This window comes from Streptomyces beigongshangae (assembly GCF_019710745.1).
Taxonomy (GTDB): domain Bacteria; phylum Actinomycetota; class Actinomycetes; order Streptomycetales; family Streptomycetaceae; genus Streptomyces; species Streptomyces beigongshangae.
In genome coordinates this window covers 1-12,167 of sequence record NZ_JAHKJW010000067.1, presented here as the reverse complement: position 1 = coordinate 12,167, position 12,167 = coordinate 1, and the positions used below count along the sequence as shown (strand labels likewise).

General features: G+C 74.0%; 6 protein-coding genes. 4 read left to right on the top strand and 2 right to left on the bottom strand.

Features of this window, described 5'->3' with window-relative positions; translation table 11 throughout:
- Positions 1–331 precede the first annotated feature (331 nt).
- A complete protein-coding gene (locus KM933_RS33340; RefSeq protein WP_308013623.1) occupies positions 332–3,412 on the bottom strand; it encodes an AfsR/SARP family transcriptional regulator in 3,081 nt (1,026 codons plus the stop codon).
- Between the two features lie 921 nt (positions 3,413–4,333).
- Between KM933_RS33340 and KM933_RS33335 the strand changes: the two genes are divergently transcribed.
- From KM933_RS33335 to KM933_RS33325, 3 genes are all read left to right on the top strand, one after another.
- Complete coding sequence (locus KM933_RS33335; RefSeq protein ID WP_221359433.1) at positions 4,334–5,305, top strand: pectate lyase family protein; 972 nt, start codon at positions 4,334–4,336, stop codon at positions 5,303–5,305.
- 176 nt (positions 5,306–5,481) lie between these two features.
- The gene (locus KM933_RS33330) at positions 5,482–9,027 is read left to right on the top strand and encodes a substrate-binding domain-containing protein (protein WP_221359431.1); all 3,546 of its coding nucleotides are present in this window, start codon (positions 5,482–5,484) and stop codon (positions 9,025–9,027) included.
- Between the two features lie 119 nt (positions 9,028–9,146).
- Positions 9,147–9,632, top strand: a complete 486-nt coding sequence (locus KM933_RS33325; RefSeq protein WP_221359429.1) for an MSMEG_6728 family protein — start codon at positions 9,147–9,149, stop codon at positions 9,630–9,632.
- A gap of 448 nt (positions 9,633–10,080) precedes the next feature.
- On the opposite strand, the gene KM933_RS33320 is transcribed toward KM933_RS33325, so the two are convergent.
- Positions 10,081–11,094, bottom strand: a complete 1,014-nt coding sequence (locus KM933_RS33320) for a LacI family DNA-binding transcriptional regulator (protein ID WP_221359427.1) — start codon at positions 11,092–11,094, stop codon at positions 10,081–10,083.
- A gap of 110 nt (positions 11,095–11,204) precedes the next feature.
- Between KM933_RS33320 and KM933_RS33315 the strand changes: the two genes are divergently transcribed.
- A complete protein-coding gene (locus KM933_RS33315) occupies positions 11,205–12,056 on the top strand; it encodes a phytanoyl-CoA dioxygenase family protein (RefSeq protein ID WP_221359425.1) in 852 nt (283 codons plus the stop codon).
- Positions 12,057–12,167 lie beyond the last annotated feature (111 nt).

Here is a 12,167-nt window from a genome sequence, read left to right as displayed (position 1 = left end):
GTGTCCCTGAATGGCCGGATGCTTATTGAGACAACGTTGCCGGACGATAATTGATCAATGGACCGGAGCCTGTCAACGGTCCCCGGACGGACGTCTCCGATCGCCCGGAAAGGTACCCATGCGACTGTTTTTAGGGAAGTAAGGGTGTTCGGGGAAGCAAAGATCGATCACCTTCGCGGGAGATGTGCGCCACGCGACCGGCATTCCGCGGCGCGGACCGGAAACCGGTCGGCGGACAAGCCGTGCCGGTTCCCGGTAAACCGGTGAGCGGTGTTTTTGCAGATATTTGACGTATGCCGGGTGATTGCTTCCGCAATTCCTGGCGGGAGGTTTACGAGAGCGCGTCCAGAGCCGACAGGGCCTCGCTCACACCGGCGACGCGCGGCGAACCGAGAGCGCTGTAGAGGGCGAGTGCCTCCTGCCACTGCTCCCGGGCCGCCGGGAGGTCCCCGCGGCCCTGGTGGATACGGGCCATGCCGATGCGGGCGCGGGCCTGCTCCTCCTTCTCCTCGATCTCCGTGGCCAGGGCGAGGGCGGAGCGGTGTGCCGCCAGGGCCTCCGCCGACTGCCCCGAACCGTGCAGGGCCTCCCCGAGACCGTTGAGGCTGCCGGCCTCGCCGTACCGCTCACCGGTGCGCTGGAACAGCGCGAGGGCCGCCCGCTGGTGCTCGGCCGCCCGGCGGTGGTGGCCCAGCCGGCTGTGGGCGTCGCCCAGGTTGCTGAGGGCGTGCGCCTCACCGCCGCGGTGGCCGAGCCGCCGGAACAGGGCGAGGGCCTGCTCGAAGTGCTCGGCCGCGGTGGCGTGCTGGTCGAGCCGGGAGAGCACGATGCCGAGGTTGCCCAGGGCGCTGGCCTCGCCGAAGGAGTGACCGATGGCACGGTAGAGGACGAGTGCCTGCCGGTGCTGCACCGCGGCGGTCTCGTACTCCTCCAGCAACTCGTGGATGATGCCCAGGTTGTTGAGCGCGTCGGCCTCCCCGCCGATGTCTCCGGCCTTGCGGAAGAGCACGACCGCTTCCTCGTGCCGTTCGGCCGCCTCGCGGTAGCGCCCCCGCAGTTCGTGCAGGACCCCGAGGTTGGTGAGGTTGCGGGCCTCCAGCACCGGCAGCCCGTTGCCCCGGCAGAGTTCGAGCGCCGCCGTGTGGTGCAGCACCGCTTCGTCGTACTGCGCCAGCCGCCGGTGGGTCACGCCGAGGCAGGTGCGTACCTCGGCCTCGCCCCGCCGGTCGCCCGCGGCCCGGGCGGCCCGCAGGGCGTTGCCGTGGACGGCCAGCCCGTCGGTGAAGAGCCCGCGGCTGTCGAAGTGGCGGTGCAGGGTGGTGGCGAGGCCGACGGCGTGCTTCGCCCGGCCGCGCGCGGCCTCGGCCGCGATGACGGCAGGCAGCACGCTGTGCTCGGACGCCAGCCACTCCTTGGCGTGGGCCTCCGTGGACAACGGCGGCAGTTCGGTCGCGGGGGCCTGGACCCGTGGCCGCAGCTGCCGTTCGGCCGGGAACAGCACGTCCATGGCGGCGCAGGACGCCGCCAGGTAGTGGGTCAGGAGACGGTCCAGCGCGGCCGCGCGGTCGCCCGCCCCGTCGAGCCGTTCGGCCTGCCAGGCCGCGTACACCCGCAGCAGGTCGTGCATGCCGTGGCGGCCGGGGCGGGTGGGCTGGATCAGATGGCTGCGGGCGAGCAGGTCCAGGGTCCGCCGGGTGTCCGCGACCGGGCGTCCGCACAGGGCGGCCGCCGCGTACGCGTCGACATCGGGCCCCGGGTGCAGTCCGAGGAGCCGGAAGGTGGCGGCGGCCTCCGCGGGAAGACGGTCGTAGGACCAGGAGAAGACGGCGCGGACGGCCGCACGGGGATCGTCGTCCGAGTCCAGCAGCTCCAGCCGTCCGCGCTGGTCCTCCAGTTCGGCGGTGAGGGCGCTCAGGGGCGACGCGGGTCGGGAGAGCGCCAGTTCCGCCGCGATGCGCAGGGCGAGCGGCAGCCGCCCGCACTGCTCGGCGAGGACGGCCGCGGCCTGCGGTTCGGCCACGGCCCGGGGGCCGATGAGCGTACGCAGCAGCCGTACGGCGTCCCCGGGCGGGAGCACGTCGAGCACCAGCCGGTGCGCACCGTGCAGGGAGACCAGTGAACTGAGGGTGTCCCTGCTGGTCACCACGGTTCTGCACAGGGCCGCGCCGGGCAGCAGCGGACGTATCTGCTCGCTGGAGGAGGCGTTGTCGAGCACGACGAGCATCCGGCGCTCGCTCAACTCGGTGCGGTAGCGCGCGGAGCGGTCGTCCACCCGCAGCGGGATCTCGGAACCGGGAACACCGAGGGCCACCAGGAACCCGGTGAGGACGTCGGCGGCCGGCACCGGCTCGTCCGTGTCGTACCCGCGGAGGTCCGCGTAGAGCTGTCCGTCCGGAAACCGCTCGCGGACGCGGTGGGACCAGTGGACGGCGAGGGCCGTCTTGCCGACGCCCGCGGTGCCGGACACGGCGGAGACCACGACCGTGGTGGTGGGACCGGCTCCGTCCGCGTCGGCGAGCAGATGACGGGAGAGCTCGTCCAGTTGTTCCGCCCGCCCGGTGAACGCCCTCACGTCGGTCGGCAGCTGGGCGGGCCGGTGGGACGGCTTCCGCCCGGGGTCCGGGGCGGGCCCGGACGGCGTGCCGCCGGACGCGGGCTGCTCGCGCAGGGTCTCCTCGTACGCCGTGCGCAGCTCCGCCCCCGGAAGGGCACCCAGCTCCTCGCCCAGCCGGCGGCGGACCTCGGTGTAGTGGTCCAGGGCCTCGGCGGTGCGGCCCGTCCGGGCCAGGGACCTGATGAGCAGGGCCGCGAGAGGCTCCGCCAGGGGGTACTCGTCCGCCAGGGAGCGCATCCGCCCGATCGCCTGCGGGGTGCGTCCCGCTGCCGACTCGGCGCGGCCCCACTGCAGCGCGGCTTCGAGCCGTTCGTTCAGCCAGGCGGCCCGGGTCCGCTCGGCCCAGGCGCCCGGCAGGTCGGCCAGGGGGGAACCCCGCCACAGGTCCAGGGCGTCGCGCAGGAGCCGCCCGCACTCGGGGTCCTCGGGACGCAGACCGCGTGCCCGGGCCACGAGCGCACGGAAACGCAGCAGATCGATGCTGTCCTCCGCCGCCTTCAGGAGATAGCCGCCCGAGACCCGGACCAGCTCCAGCGGCGGCTGCCCCGCCGCTCCGCCCTCGTGCCGCGCCGCCTCGTCCAGCACCCGCCGTATGCGGCTGACATGGGAGTACAGGGTCGAGCGGGCCGAGTCGGGAGGAGCTTCGTCCCAGACCCGGTCCACCAGGGAGGGCACGGTCAGCAGCCGGTTCGCGCCGGCCGCCAGGGCCGCCAGCACCAGGCGCTGTCTCGGCTGTCCCAGCTCGATGTGGCGTCCGCCGGCCCACAGCTCCAACGGACCCAGTAACCGAAGATCCACGTTCCCACCCACGATCGGCCGCTCCACGCTCACGAATCCCCCCGATCTTGCCCAGGATTCCACACGTCCGGCGCCGTCGATGCCACGACGGTGATCGTTCCGGAACACCCCGTGATCCCGGTTCCGCCCGAGGGCGCCGGGCAGTCGCCGAGCAGTGGCCCAGCAGTCCCTGAGCAGTCCCTGAGCAGTCCTTGGGGACGACGGCGCCGACGCGGCGGAGCCGACAAGGTTTTCGCAAGGTTCCCCCCGCACCCTTGGAGAGCCAGCCGGTCGGCCCGGCGAGGTGTCCCCCCTTCACGCCGGGCCGACCGACTGGAGCGACGGCAGGGCCACCGAGCCCGCCCGATCTCCGCCCGTCGCCGCTGAACGGGGGTCAGCGGCGCCGGGCGGCCCACCCTCCCCGGGCTCCACCGGCGGACGCGTCCCCGCCGGGAATTCCCGCCCTCGGTCGCCCCACCCCCGCTCCCGGCCGTCCCGCGGCGCGACCCGCCGAAGCCGGCAGGTCGCGCCGCGGCGCCCTCCCCGCAGCGGCCGTACGACCGGGACGGGGGCGGGGACGGGGGCGTGCCGGTGTGCCGAAGCCCGCCGCCCATGGCTCCCGCGGGAAACCCCGCCTCGCGACGCCGGTCCGTGTGCCCGGCCGCACAGGGCGTACAGGGCCGTACAGGGCCGTACAGGGCCGCAGAGAGTCGCACAGGGCCGCGAGGGCGGACGTACCGGCACGCCCCCGCCGCCCCCCACCCACCGTCCGGCAGGTGGCGGGCACCGCCCGCACCAAGGCACGCAATAGTCCACACACGGCACGTCATTGTCCACACCCGTCGCCCTAGTCTCGCAACGAGCCGACCGCGCGGCCCCGGCACAGCACCCGCATTCGCACCCGCACGTCACTTCTCCAAAACCCCACGGACGGAGATCCACATGCGCAGGACGAGCGCACGGTTCACCCTGACCGGAGCCGCGGCGGCGACCGCCGTCGCCATGGCCGTGATCGGCGCCACCACCGCGAGCGGTGTCACCGCTCCCGAGCCGCAGCCGGCGGCCGCCGCCGCGGCCGCCCCCATCGGCTTCGGCGCCGGCACCACCGGCGGAGCGGGCGGAGCCACGGTGACCGTCAGCGACGCCGCCGCCTTCAAGACCGCCGTGCAGAGCAGCGCGGCCCAGATCGTCCGCGTCAACGGCACCATCTCGCTGAGTTCGATGACGAAGGTCACCTCGAACAAGACGATCGTCGGCGTCGGCACCGCGGGCAAGATCACCGGAAGCGGGCTCAACGTCGCGAACGCGAACAACGTGATCATCCAGAACCTCTCGTTCTCCGGGTCCAACGACGACGCCATCAACGTCCAGTACTCGACGAAGGTCTGGATCGACCACAACAGCATCACCGGCGCGAAGGACGGGGCCGTCGACATCAAGCGCGCCTCGACGAACATCACGGTGTCCTGGAACCGCACGTACGGCCAGGACAAGAACATGCTGCTCGGTCACTCCGACGACAACAGCAGCGAGGACAACGGCAAGCTGAAGGTGACCTACGACCACAACTGGTTCGACGGCACCAACCAGCGCAACCCGCGCGTGCGCTTCGGCAACCCGGTGCACGTGCTGAACAACTACTTCAGCAACATCGGCTCCTACGGCGTGGCGTCCACCGAGAACGCGGGCGTGCTCGTGGAGGCGAACTACTTCGAGAACACCGACGACACGTACCACCTCGGCGAGGGCGACTCCGGTCCGGGCTCGCTCGTGGCGAGGAACAACCACCTGGTGAACTCGACCGCCGGGGAGACCGGCGGATCCGTGGCGGCGATCCCGTACAGCTACACCGCGCAGTCGGCGTCGAGCGTCAAGGCGACCGTGACCGCGGGCGCGGGCGTCGGCAAGATCTGACCCGCGCACGGCGCGACCCGGCACAGCACCACCACGCACCACCACCGCGGGGCAGGACCGGTGACCGGCGTGTCACCGGTCTTGCCCCGCGCCGGAACCTCCCCTAGGTTGCCCTGGGCCTCGTCGGCACCGCAGCTCCCGGGGCACCCCGACGGAGACCGAGCGAGGGGACGCCGATGGACCCGGGCCCGAGCACCGCGGGCGGCACGTCGCACGGGCCGGACCGCCCCCTGACCGTCGGTCTGCTCACCGCCAACATCCACCTGGGCGTCGGAGCGACCCTCTGGTCCGGGGCCTGTGCCGCCGCCGAACGCAACGACGTGAACCTGATCTGCTTCCCCGGCGGGAACCTCCGCCACGGCGACGTGGCCCGCAGCGAGCTGTACGAACTCGCCGGCCCGGCCCGGCTCGACGGAGTCGTCTGCTGGAGTTCCACCCTGGGACTGCCCTCGGGGGGACCCAGGACCCTGCGCCTGCTGCGCCGGCTCGCCCATCTGCCGCTGATCAGCCTCAACCAGCCGCTCAGCGACCAGACCGACGTGCTGTCGATCGACTCCCACGCGGGCATGCGCAAGCTGGTGGAGCACCTGGTGGTCCGGCACGGCCGCAGAAAGCCCGCCTGCATCCACGGCCCGCTCGACAACCCGGTCTCCGAGGAGCGCTACCGCTCCTGTGCCGACGCCCTGCGCCACCACGGCATCCGCGACGCACACGTGGGCGCCGCGGTCGACTTCGCCTCGGCGGCCGGCGCCTCGGCGATGCAGGTCCTCCTCGAAGCCCGCGGGCTGACCCCGGGCGTCGACTTCGACGTGGTGCTGGCCTGCAGCGACGTCCTCGCCGCGGGAGCGCTGCGCCACCTCACCGAACGCGGCATACGGGTCCCGGAGGACGTGGCGGTGGTCGGCTTCAACGACTCGCCCGAAGCCCGCCTCGGCGACCCGCCCCTCACCTCCGTGGCCCTGCCCTTCGAGGAACTGGGTGCCCTGGCCGTGGACACCCTGGTCGCCCGGTTGCGCGGCACCCGCCCGCCGGACCGCACCACCATCCCCGCCACACTGGTCCCGCGCCGTTCCTGCGGCTGCCCCTACCCGACGTCGTACGGGCCCTCGCCGGTCTCCCCGGCACCGCCCGCCGGGCGACGGCCGCCGCCGGAGGGCTGGAACGCGGTGGACGGCGTACTGCCCTCCGCGGCCCCCCGCCTGGCCGCGGCCTTCCGCTCCGCACTCGCCCGCGCCGACGACGACCCGCGCGCCCTGTCCGGCACCGGCGGCAGGACCGGCACGGACGGCACGGAGGCTCGCGCCGCGACGGCGGACGACGGCGTCCGGCCCGGTGACTTCCTCCCCCTGGTGGAGCAGCTGCTGCGCAGCAGCACCAGCACGCAGGCAGAGGTGGACCGCTGGCACCAGGCGCTGGAGAGCGCGCGCCGCGGTGTCGTCGACACGCTGCCGGACCCGCTGCGCAGGGCGGGGGAGGCCATGTTCGGGCAGGCCCGGCTCGTCGTGGCGGAACGCTCGCGCGCCCTCCTGGAGTACGAGCGCTGGTCGCAGACCCAGCGGGCGCGCAGACTCAGGGAGTTCGGCACCGCGCTGACCACGGTCGTGGACCTGGAGGGGCTCTCGGACGTACTGGAGCGCCATCTGGGCCGGTCGGGCGTCCCGCACTGCCGGATCGTCCTGTACGACCGCACGGCCGACGCCACCGGCCCGGCGGCGGGCATGGCGCGTCCGCTGCTCGCCCGCGCGGAGGCGGACCGGGAAGCCGGGCCGGCCGGCCCGCTCGGCAGCCCCGCGTTCTCGCCGGCCCTGCTGCTCCCCGACTCCCTGCTGCCGCGCGGGGGCCGGTTCACGCTGGTGCTCGAACCCCTGCACATCGGGGAGGAGCACCTGGGCGTGGCCGTGTTCGAGGCGACCTCCACCCGGGCCGCCTACCACGACGGAACGCTCTACCGTGAACTGGGCGACCAGATCAGCGCCGCGCTGAAGGGCATCGGGCTCTTCGACGAGGTGCGGCGCGCACGGGACGCCGCGGAGCAGGCCAGCAGGTTCCAGACGCGGCTGCTGACGCATGTCACCGACGAGCTGCGCACTCCGGTGGAGGCCATGCTGCACCACCGCGGTGACCCGGAGGACGCCCTCGTGGAGGTCCGCCGGGATGCCGTACGCGTGCTGCACCTGATGGAGAACCTCCTCGACCTCGCGCGTTCGGAGGCCGGGGACCTCCTGCTGACCAGGCGGCTCGTGGACCCGCTGCCCGTCCTCTCGCGGGCGTGCGCGACGGCCGCCGCCGCCCTGCCGGCCGCCCCCGGGTGGCGGGTCGACCTGCCCGGCCGGCTGCCCTCGGTGTGGGTGGACGAGACGCGACTGCGGCAGATCCTGCACAACGTGCTCGTCTCGGCGGCCTCCCGGGCCAGGGAGGTGCCGCCCCGGGTGGCGGCGGCCCTCGGCCCGGCCGGCGTGCGGGTCACGGTCACCGTCCCGGACGCCCGCGCGTCGGTCCCGCGGGCGGGGCAGCTCCTGGACGTCGGGGTGACCACGGCCCGGCGGCTGGCCATGATGCACGGGGGAGCGCTGACCGTCTCCGACACCATGGGCCGTGCCCAGTACGTACTGGAACTGCCCCTGCCGTCCCCCGACGGGCAGGCGCACCTGGCCGACGCCGGTGACGCCCCGCTGCTCGTCGTCACTCCGGGACGGCTGGGCACGGACGTACGCGAGCACGCGACCCGCCACGGCCTGGAGGTGGTGCGGACCGACGCCGCGCACGACCCCGTGCCGCCGGCCGCCCGGCGCACCCCCGGAGCCGTCGTGTGGGACGCGCTGCCCGACCGGCCCCAGGAGTGGCGTGCGGTGCAGCGGCTGTTCGACCATCCGGCCCTGCGGCACACCCCGTTCGTGCTGTTCGGCGCCGAGGGCGACGATCTGCCGCGGGCCCTGCGCGCGCTGCGCCCCGACGGGTTCGCCGAACCGGTGATCGTCGCGGGCGGCTCGCAGGAGTCCCGGGAGACACTGCGGCGGCTGGCCGAGACGGCGCTGCCGGACCACCCGGCGAGGGTCTCCACCGACGCGACGACGCTGCTGGCGCTGGTCGCGGACGAGACACCGCGGCTGGTGCTGCTGGAGCGGGCCCTGCCCGACCTGCAGGCGCTGGACGTGGTGGACCGTCTGCACGACGGCACGGGCCGGGCCCTGTGCCCCGTCGTCATCGCCGACCACGAGGGCATGACGGCGGCGGACGCGCGCCGCGGCCGCCAGCACCCGGCGCTGCTCATGCTGGACCTGGACGTGTTCGCGCCGCACGAGGCGGTCGCGCTCGTACGCGAACTGGCGGGCCACGACTCCCGGTTGCCCCCGCGCACCAGGGACGTCCTCGACGAGGCCCTGGTCTTCCTCTACGGGCACTGGCGGCGGCCGATCTCCCGCTGGCAGGTGGCACAGGCCGCCGGTGTCAGCCCCGACCACCTCGGCAAACTCTTCCAGCAGCGGTACGGCCTGACGGTGTGGGAGTACCTGACCCGGCTGCGGATCCGGCGGGCGGCGGAACGCCTGAGGTCGAGCAACGACAGCGTGCAGAGCGTGGCCCGGGCGGTCGGCTTCCGCGACCGTGCCTACTTCAGCCGGGTCTTCCGCAGGGTCACCGGCGCGGCCCCGCACCACTACCGCGAGAGGTCCCCCGCGGGAGAGGCCCCTCGGGACACGCCCACCGGTCCGGTCCTCCACTGACCCGCCGGCGCACCCGGCACATCCGGCGCACCCGGCGCACCTGTCCTCAGTGCGACCGAATCGAACGAATCGCCCGAATCGCCCGGGTGGGAACGGGCCGGACGCGGTAGGGATGCTGTGTGCAGACCTTTCTTCCGTACCCCGGCTTCACGCGGTCCGCCAGGGTCCTGGACCAGGCGCGCCTGGGAAAGCAGCGGGTCGAGGCCCTCCAGGTGCTGCGCGGCCTGACCGTGCCCGGCTACGGGTGGCGGCACCATCCCGCCGTACGCATGTGGATCGGCTACGAGGAGGCCCTCGTGCGCTACGGCCTGGACATGTGCGCCGAGTGGGTGAGGGAGGGGCGCGCCGACACCTGTGCCTCCACACTCCTCACCGACTTCGCGGAGTACCGGCCCGACGTCCCCGTGCGTTCCCAGGCGCAGCTCGCCGAGGACGCCGAGCTGCCCCCCTGGCTGGGCGAGGCGGCCTTCCACATCAGCCACCGGTCGGCGCTGGTGCGCAAGGCGCCGCAGTTCTACGCCGCGCTCTTCCCGGACGTCCCCGACGACCTGCCCTACTTCTGGCCGGTCTCGGACCGGGTCGTCCCCCAGGACGACAGCGGCTGACGGCCGGCGGCCGGTGACGGACGGCCGGCGGCGGTCGTGCCCGGCGCGGGAACACAGGTGGCTCCCCATTCCGCAGGTGCCCCCGCGCCGGCCCGTCCTCCCTCGCCGAAGCGCGTGGGAGTCGCTCCAGGACGGCGGGAGGACGAGGTGCAGGGGCCCTGCGTCCGCTGCAGGGGTCCGGGGGCTCCGGTCGTCCGCGGGCCGTCCTGTTCGGTTGAACAGCCCGGGGTCTGGGAGCCGAGTGGCCCGGTGGCCCGCGGGACATCGGCGCGGGTACCGGCCTCTGCCCACACGGTAGGGAGCCCCGGGCGGCCGCCGCCACGGCGCGGACGGGGCGGACCACCGCACGGGACAGCGCACCGGGGCACGCGGCGGCACACGGCACCTCGCGGCCCTGGAGCCGACCGGCGCGCAACCGGTGCTCAACCGCCGCTCCGGGCACCGCGGTTCAGGACGCCCCGCCCGAACTGGCGCGCACCTCCAGGGAGTGCGGCACGACGATGTCGAGCGGGGGCACCGCCGTCGTGGGGCTGTAGACGCGGTCGGCCAGGCACTGCAGGGCCCGCTCCGCGATCTGCCGCTTGTCGGGGACGACGGTCGTGAGGGCGGGGTTGGCGTAACGGGCGTCCTCGATGCCGTCGAATCCGACGAGGGCGAGGTCCTGGGGGACCCGCAGTCCGGACGCACCGGCCGAGTGGAGGGCGCCCAGGGCGAGTTCGTCGGTGAACGCGAAGACGGCGTCCGGGCGCGCGTCGTCCCGCAGCAGGGCGGCCATGGCGTCCGCCCCGTCCCCGCGGTGCAGGGCCGTGACCGCTTTCTCCAGGGCCGGGTCCGGGGCGATGCCGGCCTTGCGCAACGCGTTGCGGTAGCCCGTGAGCCGCTGGCTCGCCGTGCCGTTCCCGAGGTGCGGCTGGAGCCCGATCGCGGCCACGCGCCGGCGGCCGGCGGCCAGCAGGTGCGCGGTCGCCTCCTCGGCCGCGAGGGTGTTGTCGACGGCGACGTGATCGGCTAGGCCCTGGGCCGCCCGTTCCCCGAGCAGCACGAGGGGCACGCGGGCGCGCTCGGTCAGCTCCTCGGGGCCGATCGACCAGGGGCTGATGATCAGACCGTCGACCAGCCGTCCGCCCGTCCCCTCCAGCAGTCTGCGCTCGGCCCCGGGGTCACCGTGGGTCTGGTCGATGACGACGGTCCACGAGCGCTGCGCCGCGGCCTCGACGACGAGTCCCGCGATCTCCGCGAAGTACGGCGAGTGCAGCTCGGGGATGGCGAGTCCGATCAGCCCGGTGCGGCCGCCGCGCAGGTTGCGGGCGGCCTGGTTGGGGCGGTAGCCCATCTCGTCCAGCACCCGCTGCACCCTGGCGCGGGTCTCCTCGGCCACGCCGGCCGATCCGCTCACCACGTTCGAGACGGTGCGGATCGACACCCCGGCGCGGGCGGCGACGTCCTTCAGGCGGCTGCTCACGGGGGCATCCTTGCACGCCCGGGCCGGCGTCCGGAAAATCCCCCGCAGGTATTGCAACGTTGCATTCAACGTATGCATGATGAGGTGGTCCCCAGCGCGAGGAGGCGCTCATGAGTACGCACGCCCACCCCGGCGACACCGCGGACGGCCTCGACGTGGACGTCTCGGCCGACGTCGACGCCCTTTGCACCGACGGCATCACCGCCCGTAAGGGCGCCTTCACGGTCGACTGGGCGGACCGGCTGCACGAGGACGTCGAGGCCGCCTTCGAGGAGGCGCGGTCCCGGCCGGGCGGAGCCGTGGGGCGCGGTCCGCACCGCTACTACGTGGAGATCCACCCCGAGCAGATCAGGGGCTTCGTCGACCTGGTGGACCACCCCTGGGTGCGCTCGGTGTGCACGGCGGTCCTGGGGCCCGGGTACCGCGTGGTCGAGCTCGGCTTCGACGTACCGCTGGAGGGTGCCGTCGACCAGCCCTGGCACCGGGACTTCCCCATCCCCGAGGAGACCCGCCGCGAACGGCGCCTGACGTCCCTCGCGTTCAACGTCACCACGGTCGACACCGCCGAGGACATGGGTCCCTTCGAGATCGCCCCGGGCACCCAGTGGGACGACGGCCCCGAGTTCGACCACGGCATGTTCCCGCCCAGGTCGCACTACGGGCGCTATCTCGAACGCGCCGTGCGCAAGTACCCGCGGCGCGGGGACGTCTCCGCCCGCACCGCGCTGACGATCCACCGCGGCACCGCGAACCGGTCCGTGAAGTCCCGCCCGGTGCTCGTGCTCGGCGTCGACGGCCCCGGGGCCACCAACGGCGACAGGCACGACACCGCCGTGACCCGCGCCTACTGGGACGCGCTGCCGGACCGGGTGCGCCGCCACCTCGACTGCCCGGTGGTGGACGAACTGGTGCCGGTCACGCAGAAGCACACCATCGAGGGCCTGATCATGGGCGACGCCTGAACCCGTCCGCACCGCCCGCCACCCGCCCGGCTAACGCCCGCCCGGCTAACGCCCGCCACCCGCCCGGCTTCACGCCCGCCGTCCACCCGCCCCCACGCCCGGCGCCGGGCC